Annotated in this window: 15 protein-coding genes; 7 read left to right on the forward strand and 8 right to left on the reverse strand. The window is 70.3% G+C overall.

Annotation, left to right across the window (positions count from 1 at the left end; translation table 11 throughout):
• Window positions 1-318, forward strand: a 318-nt coding sequence (locus ABZX92_RS40650; RefSeq protein ID WP_355570813.1) for an aldo/keto reductase, incomplete at its 5' end; no start/stop codon positions are given.
• Between the two features lie 76 nt (window positions 319-394).
• On the opposite strand, the gene ABZX92_RS40655 is transcribed toward ABZX92_RS40650, so the two are convergent.
• Genes ABZX92_RS40655 through ABZX92_RS40665 form a run of 3 tightly spaced genes read right to left on the reverse strand, consistent with a single transcriptional unit; the run spans window position 395 to window position 3,398 of the window.
• The gene (locus ABZX92_RS40655; RefSeq protein WP_355570814.1) at window positions 395-1,723 is read right to left on the reverse strand and encodes an ABC transporter permease; all 1,329 of its coding nucleotides are present in this window, start codon (window positions 1,721-1,723) and stop codon (window positions 395-397) included.
• On the reverse strand, window positions 1,723-2,415 hold the full coding sequence (locus ABZX92_RS40660; protein ID WP_355570815.1) for an ABC transporter ATP-binding protein: 693 nt from the start codon (window positions 2,413-2,415) through the stop codon (window positions 1,723-1,725). The genes ABZX92_RS40655 and ABZX92_RS40660 overlap by 1 nt, the downstream gene beginning before the upstream one ends.
• Window positions 2,415-3,398 (reverse strand): efflux RND transporter periplasmic adaptor subunit, encoded by a 984-nt coding sequence (locus ABZX92_RS40665; RefSeq protein ID WP_355570816.1) that lies wholly within the window; start codon window positions 3,396-3,398, stop codon window positions 2,415-2,417. The genes ABZX92_RS40660 and ABZX92_RS40665 overlap by 1 nt, the downstream gene beginning before the upstream one ends.
• A gap of 139 nt (window positions 3,399-3,537) precedes the next feature.
• Between ABZX92_RS40665 and ABZX92_RS40670 the strand changes: the two genes are divergently transcribed.
• The 4 genes from ABZX92_RS40670 to ABZX92_RS40685 all read left to right on the forward strand — a co-directional run bounded on the left by ABZX92_RS40670 (window position 3,538) and on the right by ABZX92_RS40685 (window position 5,998).
• A complete protein-coding gene (locus ABZX92_RS40670) occupies window positions 3,538-4,341 on the forward strand; it encodes an SDR family NAD(P)-dependent oxidoreductase (protein ID WP_355570817.1) in 804 nt (267 codons plus the stop codon).
• Complete coding sequence (locus tag ABZX92_RS40675; protein ID WP_355570818.1) at window positions 4,338-4,814, forward strand: DUF1360 domain-containing protein; 477 nt, start codon at window positions 4,338-4,340, stop codon at window positions 4,812-4,814. The genes ABZX92_RS40670 and ABZX92_RS40675 overlap by 4 nt, the downstream gene beginning before the upstream one ends.
• Before the next feature lie 292 nt (window positions 4,815-5,106).
• Entirely contained in the window at window positions 5,107-5,772 is a 666-nt protein-coding gene (locus tag ABZX92_RS40680) for a HemK2/MTQ2 family protein methyltransferase (protein ID WP_355570819.1), read from the forward strand.
• Window positions 5,741-5,998, forward strand: a complete 258-nt coding sequence (locus ABZX92_RS40685; RefSeq protein ID WP_355570820.1) for a CDGSH iron-sulfur domain-containing protein — start codon at window positions 5,741-5,743, stop codon at window positions 5,996-5,998. The genes ABZX92_RS40680 and ABZX92_RS40685 overlap by 32 nt, the downstream gene beginning before the upstream one ends.
• Here ABZX92_RS40685 and ABZX92_RS40690 read toward each other — a convergent pair.
• Both ABZX92_RS40690 and ABZX92_RS40695 read right to left on the reverse strand, forming a co-directional pair.
• Complete coding sequence (locus tag ABZX92_RS40690; RefSeq protein ID WP_355570821.1) at window positions 5,920-6,942, reverse strand: iron-containing redox enzyme family protein; 1,023 nt, start codon at window positions 6,940-6,942, stop codon at window positions 5,920-5,922. The genes ABZX92_RS40685 and ABZX92_RS40690 overlap by 79 nt on opposite strands.
• Window positions 6,917-7,867, reverse strand: a complete 951-nt coding sequence (locus ABZX92_RS40695; protein ID WP_355570822.1) for a YbdK family carboxylate-amine ligase — start codon at window positions 7,865-7,867, stop codon at window positions 6,917-6,919. The genes ABZX92_RS40690 and ABZX92_RS40695 overlap by 26 nt, the downstream gene beginning before the upstream one ends.
• A gap of 203 nt (window positions 7,868-8,070) precedes the next feature.
• On the opposite strand from ABZX92_RS40695, the gene ABZX92_RS40700 reads away from it, so the two are divergent.
• Window positions 8,071-8,472 carry a hypothetical protein gene (locus ABZX92_RS40700; RefSeq protein WP_355570823.1) on the forward strand — a complete coding sequence of 134 codons (402 nt, stop codon included), beginning with the start codon at window positions 8,071-8,073 and terminating at the stop codon, window positions 8,470-8,472.
• Here ABZX92_RS40700 and ABZX92_RS40705 read toward each other — a convergent pair.
• The 3 genes from ABZX92_RS40705 to ABZX92_RS40715 all read right to left on the reverse strand — a co-directional run bounded on the left by ABZX92_RS40705 (window position 8,421) and on the right by ABZX92_RS40715 (window position 14,255).
• On the reverse strand, window positions 8,421-11,291 hold the full coding sequence (locus tag ABZX92_RS40705; protein WP_355570824.1) for an AAA family ATPase: 2,871 nt from the start codon (window positions 11,289-11,291) through the stop codon (window positions 8,421-8,423). The genes ABZX92_RS40700 and ABZX92_RS40705 overlap by 52 nt on opposite strands.
• A gap of 149 nt (window positions 11,292-11,440) precedes the next feature.
• A complete protein-coding gene (locus ABZX92_RS40710) occupies window positions 11,441-11,629 on the reverse strand; it encodes a hypothetical protein (RefSeq protein WP_355570825.1) in 189 nt (62 codons plus the stop codon).
• Window positions 11,630-11,654: 25 nt separating this feature from the next.
• On the reverse strand, window positions 11,655-14,255 hold the full coding sequence (locus ABZX92_RS40715; RefSeq protein ID WP_355570826.1) for a type 2 lanthipeptide synthetase LanM family protein: 2,601 nt from the start codon (window positions 14,253-14,255) through the stop codon (window positions 11,655-11,657).
• A 314-nt stretch (window positions 14,256-14,569) separates the two neighbouring features.
• Between ABZX92_RS40715 and ABZX92_RS40720 the strand changes: the two genes are divergently transcribed.
• Window positions 14,570-15,601, forward strand: coding sequence for a helix-turn-helix domain-containing protein (locus ABZX92_RS40720; protein ID WP_355570827.1), 1,032 nt, complete (start codon window positions 14,570-14,572; stop codon window positions 15,599-15,601).
• Window positions 15,602-15,668 lie beyond the last annotated feature (67 nt).

Here is a 15,668-nt window from a genome sequence, read left to right on the forward strand (position 1 = left end):
GAGCTGCGTGCTTTCCACGCCGAGCACGGCATCCAGACCGAGGCCTGGTCGCCGCTCGGCCAGGGTGGCGAGCTGCTCTCCGACCCGGTGATCGCGGAGATCGCTCAGCGCCACGACCGTTCGGCGGCCCAGGTCGTGCTGCGCTGGCACCTGCAGCTCGGCAACGTCGTGATCCCGAAGTCCGTCACGCCTTCACGGATCCGGGAGAACATCGACGTGTTCGGCTTCGAGCTGAGTGACGAGGAGGTCGCCGCGGTGTCCACTCTGGACCGCGCCGGCCGCATCGGTCCGAACCCGGACACGTTCAACGAGGCCTAGAAAGCACTGCGACAAATACGAAGCCCCGGCCCGCCTTGCTCGCGGTCCGGGGCTTCGCCGGCAACGGGCCCAAGGACTAGGCCCGCATGACTGTGGCGATCGGAATCCGCGCCGCCCGGATCGCCGGGATGAGCCCGCCGAGCACACCGGCGACCAGACCCGCGATCACGCCCGCGACACCTGCCTCCCACGGGAAAGCGGTGCCCTGCAACGACGGGAAGCGGCTGCCGAACATCGCCAGCGCGATCTGCAGACCGGCCGCGCCCGCGCCGATCGCCAGCGCCGCGGTCAGCAGACCCGTCAGCAGTGTCTCGGCCAGCACGATGCCCGCGAGCAGCATCCGGGACATGCCCACCGCACGGCGCAGCGCGAACTCCTCGACGCGCTCGCCGACCGTGGCGAGACCGACGTTCAGGATGCCCGCGACACCGATCAGCAGCACCAGGAACGCCATGCCGAGAAAGATCAACCGCATGATCTTCAGCTCGGACTGCATGCGCTCCTTGGAGTTCACCGTGTTGAAGTGCAGCTGGTTCTGGTCCACCCCGGCACCGACGAGCTTCGCCTTCATCAGCTGCTGCAGGTCTTCCGAACCCGGCTGCAGGTAGACCTCCAGTTGCGTGCCGCCGCCGCGGAACCTGTTGACGTCGGTGGTTTCCGCCGCGGCGGGCATCCAGGTGCGCAGCTCGTCGAGCCGCAGATAGATGCGCGGCTGCGAGTTGCCGTCCTGCACCACGCCGATGATCTGCGGCGTCAGGTGGTGGGTGGCGCCCTCGATCGTCATCTCGCCGGGGATGCGGTACTGCTTGAGGCCCTTGGCCGCTTCCTCGTTCAGCACGATGCGCGGCGCGAGCGACGGGGCGGAGGTGAAGTCGAGCCAGTTGCCGGAGACCGGGCGGAACGGCTTGAACTGGCGGATGTCACCGGTCAGCGCGACCGTGCTGACCTCGATCGCCTGGCCGGCGGGCTTCTTCTCCTGCTCCTTCTGCTCGGTGCACTTGCCACTGGCGTCGCAGATCATCTGCGGGCCGTAGTAGTCGCCGCCCCGGCCGACGTACTCGAACGGCATGCCGCCCTCGTTGATCGGCCGCACGCCCGGCTCGCCGATGATCGCCTGCGAGCTGATCATCGCGACGGCGTCGGAACGGCCCTTCAGCATCGTCTCGACGATTCCCGACGCGCCCTTCTCGCCGGGGATGTAGCCCATCAGCGTGCCGTCTTTACCGGCCTGGAGCTCGACGTCGGTGAGCATCGCGCGTTCGGCGATCTCCGAACCCGCCTGCACCGCGACGACCGCGAGCACACCGAGGAACAGCGAGACCATCGACAGGAACGTGCGCAGCTTGCGGGCGCGGATGCCCTGTCCGCCGATGACCAGGGCGGACCGCAGCTTGCCGGAGAACATCAGTTGAACCGCCCGTCGCGCAGCTCCAGCACGCGGCCCATCTTGCGCGCGTGGTCGTGGTCGTGCGTGACCAGCACGAGGCCGCAGCCCTGCCTGGTCGTGTTGAGCAACACCTCGACGACGAGGTTGCCGGTCTCGGTGTCGAGCGCGCCCGTCGGTTCGTCGGCGAGGATCACCCGCGGCTGCCGGACCAGCGCGCGGGCGATCGCGACGCGCTGCTGTTCACCACCGGAGAGCCTGGAGGGCTTGGACTTCGCGAGGTGCGCGATGCCGACGGTCTCCAGCGCCTCCATGACCTGCTGCTTGCGCTTGCGGCGCGCGGACCAGCCCTGGCCGTTCACCAGTGCCATCGCCACGTTCTGCGCCGCGGTGAGGTGCTTGAGCAGGAAGAAGCGCTGGAACACGAACCCGAACTCGGCGCTGCGCAACGCCGCGGCCCGGCGCTCGGGGAGCTTGGTGATGTCGTTGCCGTGCAGGAAGTACTGGCCCTCGTCGGCGCGGTCGAACAACCCGATCAACGACAGCAGCGTCGACTTGCCGGAACCCGAGCGGCCGAGGATCGCCACGCTCTGGCCAGGATGGACGGTGAGGTCCACACCGGACAGGATCGTGCGCGGTTCCTCCTGGCCCTTCAGGACTTTCGTGATGCCGTTGAGCTGAAGCAGTGGCATTTGCGCCTGGGGCTGGGTCATCACGGTCCCGTCGGCTTCTGCTGGTCGCCGCCCTGCTGCTGGCCTTCCGGCAGGTTCGGGCCCGGCACCGCGAGCTCCTCGTCACCGGTGAGCCCCGACTTGACCTCGACGACCTTGCCGTCGGTGAGGCCGAGCGTGACGTCGACGGTCTTGCGCGAGCCGTCGGGCTGCATGACGTCGACCTTGCCCTTGCCCTGCGCACCGGCCACCGCCTCGACCGGAACCACCAGCGCCTGCGCGGACTTCCCGGTCGTGACCTCGATCGACGCGGTGGCACCGTTGATCATCTGCACGTCCGCGGGCGCGGTGCACACGATCCGCAGACCGGTCGACGAGCTCGGCTGCTGCGGCTGTTCCGGTTGCTTCGGCTGCTCGGGCTGCTTCGGCGGGTTCTTGGGATCCGGCGTCTGCGCGGGCTTCTCCGGGATGGTGCCCTGCGGCAGCGCGGCGATCGTGCCGAGCACGGTGCACGGGAACGGGCCCGGACCGTTCTTGATCTGCACGGTCACGTCCGTCAGCGCGCCGCTGATCTTGTACGCCTGCGCGCCGTCGATGTCGCCGACGATCGCGTACCCGACGTGCTTGGCCGACGCGATCGGCATGCCCTCGGTCACGGTCGCCTTGTCGTCCACCAGCCTGCCGCCGAACGTGGCACCGGCGGGGATCTCGACGTAGTTCGGCGCCCCGTCCTTCCACACCGTCGCGACCCTGGTGGGCTTCGTCGGCGTGCCGCTGGGCGTCTGCAGGTCGAAGTACCGCACCTGGCCCGCGACCGGCGCGGTGAGGCCGAACGTCGGGTTCATCTCGACCTTGCCGGACAGGCTCAGCTTGGTCGTCAGGTCCTTCTTCTCGGGCTTGACCTTGGTCATCGTCGTGCCGCGCGGTGCCAGCTCCGGATTGGTCTGGTCCGGACCTGACGGACTGCACGCCGCCACGGCAACCGTGATCAGCGCGCACAGCGGCGCGAGAAGAATTTTGCGCACGAACGTCCCCCATGTCGTTTTGACCAACCTACCGATAAGGACACCGCACACGCCCAGGAGGTTGCATCGGACTTTCGGCCGATGTCGCATCGACCTGGTGGCCACGGGTATCCGGGTGTTGACCGGAAGGAGAAGACCTGTGAATGCGCTTGCCGTGGTGACCGGTGCTTCCAGCGGAATCGGGTACGAGCTGGCGAAAGTGCTCGCGGACAACGGCTTCGACGTCGTCGTCGCGGCTGAGGACGAAAGGATTGACGAGACGGCCGCGCAGCTGAACCTGCGCACCGGTGGTGTGCACGTGGAACCGGTGCGCGTGGACCTCCGTGCGTACGAGGGCGTGGAGTTGCTGGTATCCCGTGTGCGCGCGATGGGACGTCCCGTCGATGTGCTCGCCGTGAACGCGGGCGTCGGCGTCGGCGGAGACTTCGTGCGCGACACCTCGCTCGGCGACAACCTGGAGATCGTGGACCTGAACGTCCGGTCCTCTGTTCATCTCGCGCACCGGCTGATCAGCGACATGGTGGACCGCAAGGAGGGCAAGGTGCTCTTCACGTCGTCCATCGCGGCGACCGCGCCGGGCCCGTTCCACTCGGTCTACGCGGCCTCGAAGGCGTTCCTGGCGTCGTTCGCGCAGGGGTTGCGCGAAGAGCTGCGCGACACCGGCGTTTCGGTGACGACGCTGATGCCCGGGCCGACGGACACCGAGTTCTTCGACCGCGCGGGCATGCAGGACACGAAGGTGGCCACGGGGGAGAAGGACGACCCGGCGCAGGTGGCCCAGCAGGGCTTCGACGCGCTGATGAAGGGCGACGACCACGTGGTGGCGGGCTCGCTGAAGAACAAGGTCCAGGCGATCGCCGGGAAGGTCGCTCCGGACCCGGTGAAGGCGAAGCTGATGCGGACGATGACGGAGCCCGGTTCAGCGGAGGATTCGGACGCGTGAGGCGGATCTGGCAGGCGTACGGCGAGGACAGGCCACTTCCCGGCTATCTCCTCGCGATCGGCAGCTACGCGGCTCTCGTGGGCGCGGTCTCGGTGGCCGGGCGTCTCACCGGCGTCCGGCTGCCCGAGCGGTTCTCGTTCAGGGACACGGCGCTCGTCGGCGTGGCGACGCACAAGGCGAGCCGGTTGCTCACGAAGGAGGCGGTGACGAGCCCGCTGCGGGCACCGTTCACCCGCTACGAGGAACCCGCGGGGCACGCGGAGCTCAAGGAGTCGGCGCGGTCGGACCACCCGGCGCAGCATGCGATCGGTGAGCTGCTCACGTGCCCGTTCTGCGCCGGCGTGTGGATCGCGAGCGGGCTCACGGCCGGCCTGGTGTTCGCACCGCGGCTCACTCGGCTGGTGTCGACGGCGCTCACGGCGGTGGCGGCCTCGGACGCGCTGAACCTGGCGTACGACAAGCTCAAGCAGTGAACATCGGTGGAGAGCCTGAAGTCACGACACGCACGCGGTGACGACAGGCATCAGGTCACGAATCCCGGCGGCCGCGCCGGCTCCCCTCATGGGCCTGTTCGCGCAGGAGGGCGAGCCAGTGCGGCGCCGGTTCGATCTCCGGCGGCCGGTTGAGCACCAGGTCGAACGTGCGCGAGTGTGTCCGGCCTTCGCGATCAGGCGGAACACAGTGGACTGCACATCCTCGTGCACCCGCCCGCACCGCACGAAAACGCGGTGTTTTCAAGGTCTTCCGGCGGGGGATTCTCCGACTGTGAGGCTGCTCAGAGCTCCTGGCGTGTACACGCCTCAGGACGACACGGAACTTCTCGTCGAGGCGATGCGCGCCGCCGCGGTTCCGGCGGGCGCGCGGGTTCTGGACATCGGCACCGGCACGGGAGCGCTCGCCATCGCGGCGATCCGGGCCGGTGCCGCCGAAGTGACCGGCGTGGACGTTTCCCGGCGCGCGGTGTGGACCGCGCGGGTCAACGCGGCTCTGCGGCGGTTGCCGTTGCGGGTGCGGCTCGGAAACGCTCTGGAGGTCATCGCGGACGAGCGGTTCGACCTGGTGCTCGCGAACCCGCCGTACGTGCCTGCGGCCGGGCCGTGTGCTCGCGGGGCGGCGCGGGCGTGGGACGCGGGACTGGACGGCCGTCAGCTGCTGGACCCGTTGTGCGCCAGTATGTTCGACCTGCTGGTGCCGGGAGGGGTGCTGCTGATGGTCCATTCAGCACTGTGCGGGGTGGACACGTCGTTGCGGCGGCTGCGGGACAACGGGCTGAAGGCGTCGGTCGTGCAACGCCGTTCGGTGCCGTTCGGGCCGGTCATGAACGGCCGGATCGGGTTTCTGGAGCGGACCGGGCTGATCGAGATCGGCCAGCGGCACGAGGAACTGGTGGTGATTCGCGGTGACCGGCCAGAACGCGCCCAGCAGGCATGAACGCGGCAGGGATGAACGCAGGGTGACGGTGGTGCCGAACGGGCCGGTGCTCGTCGAGGGGCCGGTCGAGCTCGTCACCGAGGACGGCGTGACGCACACCAGCGGCCGGTTCGTGGTCGCGGTGTGCGCCTGCCGCCGCAGCAAGCGCTATCCGTTCTGCGACACCAGCCACCGCAAGCGGGTGCGCAGCGACGACTCGCCTTCCGCCCAGGACGACAGCAGGTGATCGGCCAGGCGGGCTTCGAGCAGTTCGGTGGCCTGGACGCCGAACACCACGTCCGCGCGGAGCTCGGGTTCCTGCTCCAGCAGTGAGCCGATGACGTCTCGGCGCATGATCTGCTCGTGCACGGCGTCGGCCTCGATGTGCTCGGTGAAGAACTCGACGCACCTCGGGTCGGCGTGCAGGCGTTCGAGGGCCTGGGCGATGCGCTGGGCGCTCGGGGCCGTGGTGATCTCCGCGGCGGCGAAGTGACCGACCAGGGCGCCGCGCAACGACCTGTGCAGGCCGAACAGCGACATCATGTTGACGATCGCGATGGCCGGCGCGGGCACGTCGTCCAGGTAGTGCAGGTAGTCCGGCGACATTCCGGCGCCCTGCAACAGATCCGCGTACAGCCGCGAGTGCATCCGGTCGGCCCGGCCGCCGCCGAACTCGTCGAACTCCACCGCGACCAGCGCCGCTTTCGCCTGGCCACGAAGCCTCGGGATCACCCACGCGTGCGGGTCGGCTTCCTTGTGGTGGTAGACCGAGCGATGCGCGAAGTACTCGCGCATCTGGTCCCAGGTTCCGTTGTCCCGCAGGTGGTGCGACACGCCGCTGCCGGGGACGTGCTCGACCAGCAAGGCGTCCAGCGCTTCTTCGAGGTCGTCTCCACCGTCCACATCGGACCGCAGCGCGGCGAGGAAGGCGATCTCGGTCTGGGCGCGCAACTTGAGCAGCGCCGGATCCCATTCCCAGGCCGGGTGCACGCCGTCGAAGCCGCCGTAGTGCAGCTCGTACATCGTGTACAGGGCGATGGTGAGGTCCTCGCCGTACGGGTCGGCGGCGGCGAACGGGATCGTGCGGCCGTCCGGGTCACCGCTCAGGGCGGCGACGACCGTTTCGGACAGTGGCCCGCGGGGTGAGGGAAGCTTCACCCCGGTGTCATACCCGCTGGCCGACCAGGTCATGCACCAGCGCGAGCTCGCCCCGTTCGGACAACGCCGGCGTGACGTGTTCCAGCAGCCTGTCGAGCATCGCCGTCGCGGGCACCCGGCACTCCCGCCACGGATCGACCGCGGCGCCGTCCAGGCCGTACCTGGATGCCGCCCAGACGGCCGCTGCGCACACGTCGTCCCGCACCGGGCGTGGTTCGTCGTCGAGAGCCGCTGTGTGGACGAGTGCGCGCGACAGGGCGGCCTGCAGCATCGCGTCCTCCACGGTCGCCGCCGCATCGGCCGCGCGGAACTCCACCGTCGGCCATTTCGAGGACAAACGGGCCAGCCAGAACGACTGGGTGCGATCGACGAGTGTGCCGCTCGCGACCATCCGGGCCACGTGGGCGTCGTAGTCGGCGACGCTGGTGAAGGTAGGCGGCACTCCGGAGCCGGGAAACCTCGACTGCTCGACCATTCGCCAGCTCGCGTAACCGTTGTCCGGGGAGTTCGCCGACAAGGCGAGAAGTGTGGGCAGCCACGGCCGGAGGTGGTTGAGGATGCGCACGCCCGTTTCACGGTCCGGAACGCCGACGTGGACGTGACATCCACAGGCTTCGTAGTGCTCGACGACACCGGCGTAGGCGTCGAGAATCCGGTGGAAACGGGGATTGGTGAGACGCACGATCGGCTGCAACGAGGGCTTTGCCGGTGTGCCGCGGGAAACCAGCCCGACGCCGATCTCCTCGGCCGCTTTCGCGAGCGTGGCGCGGGCTTGCTGGAGTGCTTGGCCGAGCTCGGCGACCGTGGTGCACGGACCGGACGCGGCCTCTACCTGGGTGGCCGCGAGCTCGGCGTGGAACTTGGTCAGATCCGTGTCCTGAAGACGCGCCAGCACGGCGTCCGCGCGCACCGAGGTACGCCCGGATGCCGTGTCGACGAGCAGGAATTCTTCTTCCACGCCAACGGTGTCAGCGCAGTGCGGCACGTTTGCCAAGCGCGGCTCCCAGTCCGATCACGCCGAGGTGCACGAGGTGGTGCGGGATCGGCTACCCGGCAGGACTGAAGGCAAACACGCGGCTGGTATCGCGGGTGGCATGGACGACGAGCGGTATCCGTCGCACTGGCGGTAGGACTCGGGCGTGGGCGGGTATGCCGCGTGGCATGGACGACGACCTCACGATCCGGGCACTCGGCATGCTCAGCAAGGCCCTGGAGACGACCGAACGCGCCCGCGGCCACCTCTACTCGTTCCACCAGCTGACCGGCTCGGCGGATTTCACGCTCGACGAGGCGATCGCGCTGCTCCGGCAGGCTGGCCACCACGAGCACGCGGACCGGGTGCAACGCGAGCTGCTCGGCCGGAACGTGCTGCCGGGGCGGTGGACGTTCGAGATCGTCGAGCAGTACGACGACACCTACTACGACGTGTTCCGCGACGTGGAACGCGCGGCCCGCACCGACTTGGCGAACGGCAAGCGGCATCAGCACGAGGCACGGCTGAAGCGCGAACGTCAGCGGCTCAGCGCCGCCGCGTACGCCGAGAGGGACTCGCGGTCCGGCTGACCCGTCTTCGCGATCAGCGAGGCGACGTGCTTCTCGACCGTGCGCGGCGAGATGTGCAGGCGGGTGCCGATCGCCTTGTTGCCCATCCGGTCGGCCAGCAGCACGAACACCTCGAACTCGCGGACCGTCACGCCGTGCCCGCGCAGCTGTTTCGGCACCTGGTCCGTGCCGCTGCGGCGTTGCTGCACCGACGCGCCCGACTGCCGCAGCAGCCCCCGGCACGCCGACGCCACCGCCGGGATCCCCGCCTGGTGGAAGTGCTCCTCTGCGGACCGCAGCCACGTCACCGGATCGCCCCAGTCCGAGGCTTCCGGCGCGACCAGCCGCAGTCCGAGGTGCCGTGCCATCGGGTAGAGGGCGGCGGCCTCCTGGGCGCTCTCGAACGCCTGGCGCGCCTCGGCGTGCTTGCCGTCGCGGCCCAGCAGCACCGCGTGCGCCAGGTCGGCGAACTGGCGGTTCCAGCGCATGCCGGCGGCACTCGACTTCACCAGCACGTCGTAGTCGGACCAGCCGCAGCGGCCGTCCAGCACCGCGAGCAGCACGCGCAGGCCGTGCGAGCCGGAGAGGTGGAACGGCGTGGGGTTCTTCGACTCCTCGGCCTCGGCGAGGTCGAGCTCCTGCATCGCCAGCACGTGGTTCTCTTCGAGCAGGGCGCAGAACGCGCGCGCGAGTCCGTAGCAGAGCGGCACTTCCTGTGCGCCGCTCTTCGCCACCGCGTCGAACATCGCGACGGCCTCGTCGGTCTCGGGCCGGTGGCCGCGATGCGCCGCGAGCGTCGCCTTGACCATCAGCAGGTAGCGGGTGAGCGAGTGGAACCGCAGCCGCCCGGTCGCTGCCAGGCAGGTCTCGACCTGGACGGCGGCTTCGTCGTACTCGCCCGCCAGCACGAGCTGCAGCGCCAGGATGGCCTTCACGCTGTACGACACCGTGATCGCACCCGTCCGGCACGCCTCGCTGTGCGCGCGGTCGAGGGTGGTGGTGCTGCCGTCGGCGAGCCAGTCGTTGCCCGCCAGGCGAACCAGCGCGTAGATGTGCTGGATCGGCATCTGGTGCGCGTCCGCGAGGGCGAGCGCCCGGTCGAAACACCTGTTGGCCTCGTCGAGATCCTGCTCGCGCGCGATGACGCCGAGCAGCTGCCACGCCTCGCACGCGACGGCGGGCAGCTCCGCCCGTGCCGCCGCCTCCGCCGCCTGCCGCGCGAGGCTCGCCGCCGACTCGACCCGGTCGGCACTCGGGCTGATCAGCGACAGATAAGCCGAGGTGACGTCCAGCTGCGCGGTCAGCTCGTCCGGCGCGTCCGGTCCGAGCAGCGCGCGGGCGATGCGCACCTGCTCCACCCCGAACGGGAACCGCCCGGCCTGGTGGGCGATCCGGGCGAGTCGCGTGTGGAGCTTCGCCTTGCCCGGCCCGTCCTTGAGCTCCGCCACGTCCTTCTCGAACTCGAAGGCGCGCTCGAACTCGCCGGTCTCCGCGAGCGCCGGGAGCAGCGTGTCCAGCACCCCGGCTCGCGGCTCGCCGGTGAGCAGCCGTTGCGCGCGGTCCAGCAACGTGACCGCGGACCCGGCCGCGCCCGAGGAGAGCGCTCTCCGTCCCGCCTCGGCGAACAACAGCCCGGCCTCGTCCGGCGCTCCGGCGTCGAACCTGAGCTTCGCGACGAGCGGGCACCAGTCGCCGGTCAGCCCGGGGTGCAGGTGCTCGATCGCGTCGGCCGTGCGCCTGGACAGGTCCGCGCGTTCGTTGGGGGCCAGCTGCGCCAGCAACGCCTCCGCGGTCAGGGGGTGCCGGAAGGCGTACCAGTCGGGGGCGGGCTCGTCGGGCGTCACGAGCTGGGCGGCCACCCCCGCGTGCAGATGGCTGAGGAGATGGCGGTCGTCGGTGCCGGTCACCCGTTGCACCACGGACAGCGGGAACCGGTGGCCCAGCACGGCCGCGATCGACAGCACCTCGCGTCCCTGCGGCCCCAGGCGGTCGGTGCGGTGCGCGACGCTGCGCACGAACGCGGCCGGCACCGGCAGCTTCAGCTCGCCCAGCACCTGCCAGCCGTCGGCGCCCGCCACCAGCAGGCCGCTGCTCACCATGCCGTGCAACAGTTCCTCGATGACGAACGGGTTCCCGGCGCTGTCCGTCCACAAGCGATCGGACAGCTCGCCCGGGATCTGCTCGCTCTCCAGGCAGGCGGCCGTCATCCGCTCGACCTCGGCCTGGGTCAGCCTGCGCAGTTCGAGCGCCGTGGCCGCGCCCCGCTGCACGATCCGGTGGATCAGCTCCAGGGCGTTGCCCGGCTCGTTGCGGCTCGTGGCGAGCAGCAGGACGGGCTGGTCCTCCAGGTTGTCCGCCAGGTACTCGATCACCGCGAGCGTCTCGGCGTCGGCGTCGTGCAGATCTTCGAGGACCAGCAGGCACGGGGTGGTGCGAGCGACCGAGGCGAGCAGCCTCAGCACGGCTTCTGCCAGGACCACGACGGATTCGGTCGTGGACTGGTGGTCGTGCCACTCCGGGATCAGCGTGCCCAGCACCGGCTTGTACGGCCCGAGCGCGGAGTCGTCCGGCGGCTCGCCGCGGAACAGCGCGAGCAAGGCCTCCGCGATCGGGCGGAACGGCACCATCGGCCCGATCGTCGTGCCGCGCCCCTTCAGCACCCGGATGCCCTCGCCGTACGCCTGCCCCGCCGCGTACCGGGCCAGCCGCGACTTGCCGATCCCGGCCTCGCCGGTCAGGAAGATCGCTCCGCCCTGCCCCGTCCGGGTGCGTCCGAGTGCCCCCGCGAGGGCCGTGACCTCTCGATCGCGGCCGACCACGTGGGGGGCTCGGGTCTGCATGGCAGGACCTTAACGGCAGGGTGACGTCGTTCGTATCGGCTGCTCAGGCGTATTCGCCGGGACAGCGCGGGGTGACCAGGAAAGGATCTTTCCGCGATCAACGAGAAGGGCCGCCCCGCGCGGGGCGGCCCCTCATCCGGCTTGAGTTCTCACTGCACGCTGACGGTCGGGTCCGACAACGTGGGTGTGATGGAGGCGAACGCGCTCACCGCGAGCGTCAGCCCGGCCAGCGCGCGTGCGCGGGCGCCGACCAGCGACCTAGGGGCCAGCTCCATCTCCCCGATCACGCTCTCGACCGGCTCGGGCAGGGCGGTCGGGCGGTGCAGGGACTCGTTCATCAGACGCTCTCCTCATCTGTTGTTCTCACGGTTCGAGCAACAGCACGGACGGCACGGGAAACCCTTGGCGAAGCAGGCCGTGACCGATGCCGGCCAGGCCCGTGAGCAGCCCCGGTGACGGAACGCCGCCCGGGGTGGCGCAGCGGGCGCCGTGTTCGTCCAGTGCTCCCAGCAGCAGGGCCGTGCGACGGGTCGCCGCGGCTGGGTGGTAGGCCGACAGGGCTTCGATCACGCCCAGTTCGCCGTGGCAGAGGCTCATGTCCCGCAACGGTTCCCGGGACGCCAGCACCGAACCCAGGCGTTCGTCCGCGCGCGCCAGGGCCGCACCGGACACGCCCGAGCACCAGCCGGCGTCGGTCGGGTCTATCGCGTCTGTCTCGAAGCAGGAGTCTGCCGCCACGGAGTAGGACTCGGCCACACTAGAAGACTCGTTCGCGACCGTTGCCGCGTAACGCCGAAGTGCCCATCCGATTCCCGCATGGCCGCGGGCGAATCCATTGGCAGAACAAATCGCCCCACGTAGCAGCGCCGCGTAGTGGTCCGCCAGTCTCAGAGACTCCGGGGTGCCGACGGCGATCATCGCGGCGAGCGAGCCGGCGACACCGTCCACCACGCTGAACGACGTGTCCTCCCGAGGCATCAACGACACCGCGGTGGTGAGCAGATCGGGATCGAGGCCGAGCAACGGGGTCAGGCGTGCCAGCGCGTAGCAAATCCCGCCCAGGCCGTGGAACCCGCCGCCGGCCGCCGCGACCAGCTCGGCCTCGGAACCGAACATCTCCAGCAGCCCGGGCAGCGGACGGACGGCGTCGCGCGCGAAGTCGACGTACCGGGCGGCACCGGTCAACGCCCCCAGCTCGGCCAGGAACAGCGCGACACCCGTGTAGCCGTTGGACAAACCGGCACCGAGCGGGTGGACGGTCCAGTGCCGGTCGTCGATCAGCTCCAGCCCCAGCCAGTTCACCCGGTTCTGGCCCGTCACGGCGTGCGCGAGGATCTGGTCCGCGATCCCGCACGCCGCCACCAGCAGCCGTGCCGGATCCGGGTCCACCGCGGCGACATGACCGGGCAACGAAGACCCGCTCTTGTGCGACACCGGCCGTGGACGGGAGGCCAGCGCGGCCGCGATCACCCACTGCTGGTCGTGCCGGTCCACCTCGCTCATCGCCGCGATCTTGCGTTCGACGACGTCCAGCCCGGGCTCCGGCAGCATCCCCGGCAGCCGGAGCCCGGACGTGGTCCACAGGTCGCGCGACCCCGGCCGGCACGTGAACAGCGGCACGTCACCACGCCACAGGTCGGCCACCTCGAAGGGCACCAGCCGGTCGAGCAACGGGTCGTCGACGATCAGCACGCCGAACGCCAGGTCGCGGTCCATCGCGTCGATGAGAACGCTCGGATGCGTGGATTCGTCCAACAACACGGCGTACTGACGGGTCGCACGCGGAACGAACCGCACCTCGTCGTCGGCACACGCACGGACCAATCGCAGCAGTTCGGACCGGTGCGCCACGATCGCGTCGTAGCCCGCGCGGAACCCCGCCAGCAGCGAGTCCTGGTAGTCGGCGGGCTCGGCGGGCACACCGCCCAGCAACGGCCGGTTGAAGGCCCCTCGTGACTCACGGGGACGCCGCACGAGCCGCATCCGGTCCGTTCCGGCGTCGGCCCAGTCGACGACGTCCAACGGGGACGGCACGCCGTGATCACCGCCGACCCCGGACACGTCCGCGACGCCGTTGTCACCCAACAGCACGTGGGGGAGCAGTGCGGTCCGATGCACGGACCGCGCGAGAGCGAGGGCAGCCGGGTCGTCGGACAGCGCGGGCGTCGGGTGGAACAGCGTCTCCACGTCGACGAGCACCGGCTGGTCACCGCAGGCGATCAGGTTCTCGTAGTGCATGTCGGTGCCGTCGATCGCGTAGAGCAGCGCCAGCAACGCCCCCAGCCGCCGGTAGAACTCGGCGACCCCGGCGACGTCCGCGCACGGCTCGTGACTGACGAACTCCAGCCACCCGTAGCCGTCGCGCACCACCAGCCGCGGCGACCGGAACGCGATTCCAGTCCGCGTGGAAAACCAGGCGAGCTGAGCGACGAAGTGCCGGTGCAGCCCGACCGGACGCGGCCGGTAGATCAGCCGCTCCCCGGAGTCGAACGTCAGCACCGCGACCGTCCGGCCCTGCTGGTGCGGATCGCCCTGACCCGTCTCGATGGCCACCAGCGCACCCGGATCGACCCCGCCGAAGATCGCCCGCACGATCTCGGCGCGGTCGCGGGTGAAGCGCGACGACAGCTCGTGGTGCGCGGAAACCGCCTGCTCACAGGCCTGCGCGAGCAACCGGGCCAGCACCGGGTAGCGCGCGAACAACGCCTCCAGGTCCAGGTTCCGGGTGAACGACGTGAACCGCTCGGCACCCGTGTCGCCGGCCAGCGTGCCCCGCGCGTTGTGCAGCTCCAGCACCAGCGTGCGAGCCGCGATCGCGACCAGGCGGCGGCCGAGCTGCTCGGCGAACGCGGCGTCGAACGGCGGCGCGACCTCCAGCCGGGCGGCGTCGATCAGCGGGCGCAGCGCGTGGGCGAAAGCCGCAGTCCAGCTCTCGCCTGTCGTGGTCTCAGCCGCGGAGGTCACCGGCAGAACCTCGCACGCGCGCGTACGGAACACATAGGGGCCAGGCCCCCAGATTTGCCGCGAACGTGAATATGGGGGATCGCCCCCCATGTTCCGAGACCGCTCCGGCCCGAGACTCAGGCTCGGAGAGGGGAACGGGCATGAGGGAGTCGGAGAACTGTGCACGCGCTGTATCTCGGGGCCGCTTGATCGATCTGTGGTTAGGGACCAGAGAGAGGTGCGGGCATGAGGGACTTTGGCGAACTGCTGCGCACGCGCAGGGCTGTGTCGTCGCCCCGCGGGCTTGTGGTCAGGGTGCTGAGGGGTGGGCGGGCATGAGGGACTTTGGCGAACTGCTGCGCACGCACAGGATTCGCGTCGGTCTGACGCAGCAGCAGCTGGCCGACTTCGCGATGGTGAGCGTGCGGGCCATCCGCGACCTGGAGTGCGGCCGGACGAGGTCGCCGCGCGCCGAGACGGTCCGGCTGCTCGCGGACGGGCTCCGGCTGGACGACGACAGCCGCGCGAACCTGCAGGAGGCCGGGGGACGACCGGCCGGGCCGGTGTCGGTGCCGCCGCCCGCGCCGTCGTCGGCGATCGTGGGCCGCGAGGCGGAGACGGCCGCGCTGACCGGTCTGTTCGTCGACGGACGGCGGCTGGTCACGATCACCGGCGTCAGCGGGGTCGGCAAGACGCGGCTCGCGCTGGAGGTGGCGGGGGAGCTCCACTTCCGGCTCGGCTGGTCGGTGGCGTGGCTGCCGTCCACGCGCACGCCGGCGATCGACGACCACCAGGACACGGTCCTCGTCACCGACCACGTCCCGGACGCCGGGCTGCTGATGCGGCACCCGAGGCTGCGCGTCGTCGTCACCGCGCTCGCGCCGACCGGGATTCCGGGCGAGCACGTGTTCCCGTTGGCGCCGCTGGGCGATGAGGCGGCGGTGCGGCTGCTCGTGACGAACGTGCGCCGCGTGCGACCGGGGTTCCGCCAGGAGGACGGGAACCAGGCCGCGCTGATGGGCCTGGTGCGCGAGCTCGACGGGCTGCCGTCGGCGCTGGAGTTCGCCGCCGGGTGGTTCATGGTCTACTCGCCGCAGCACCTGCTGGAGCGGCTGCGGACGAACCCGCTCGACCCGACGTCGGCCCACCTGCGCGACTCGCTGCGGCTCTCGCTGTCCACATTGGACGTCGAGGAGCGGGACGCGTTGGTGCGCATGGCTGATCGCGGTGACGACGAGTGTGAACGGGTCGCGCGCGCGTTGAGCGTGCGCGGACTGATCCGCCGCGCCGGACCCCGATACGAGGTGCTCAACCTCGTGCGCGCGGCGGTGCTGGAACCGGTGTCAGGGCCACATCTCGCGGGGTGACGGTGAGATCCCTGGTCCTGCGTCAGCCCGGACACACCCGGGGCTGACCGAAATTCAGGCGGAAACC

Origin of the sequence: Lentzea sp. NPDC006480 (assembly GCF_040611995.1) — a bacterium.
Classification (GTDB): domain Bacteria; phylum Actinomycetota; class Actinomycetes; order Mycobacteriales; family Pseudonocardiaceae; genus Lentzea.

What these genes read in the sequence shown, in the direction of transcription:
- ABZX92_RS40690 (WP_355570821.1), bottom strand. Translation starts at nt 6,942, where the DNA reads ATGACCTGGTCGGCCAGCGGGTATGACACCGGGGTGAAGCTTCCCTCA.
- ABZX92_RS40660 (WP_355570815.1), bottom strand. Translation starts at nt 2,415, where the DNA reads ATGACCCAGCCCCAGGCGCAAATGCCACTGCTTCAGCTCAACGGCATC.
- ABZX92_RS40700 (WP_355570823.1), top strand. Translation starts at nt 8,071, where the DNA reads ATGGACGACGACCTCACGATCCGGGCACTCGGCATGCTCAGCAAGGCC.
- ABZX92_RS40655 (WP_355570814.1), bottom strand. Translation starts at nt 1,723, where the DNA reads ATGTTCTCCGGCAAGCTGCGGTCCGCCCTGGTCATCGGCGGACAGGGC.
- ABZX92_RS40710 (WP_355570825.1), bottom strand. Translation starts at nt 11,629, where the DNA reads ATGAACGAGTCCCTGCACCGCCCGACCGCCCTGCCCGAGCCGGTCGAG.
- ABZX92_RS40705 (WP_355570824.1), bottom strand. Translation starts at nt 11,291, where the DNA reads ATGCAGACCCGAGCCCCCCACGTGGTCGGCCGCGATCGAGAGGTCACG.
- ABZX92_RS40720 (WP_355570827.1), top strand. Translation starts at nt 14,570, where the DNA reads ATGAGGGACTTTGGCGAACTGCTGCGCACGCACAGGATTCGCGTCGGT.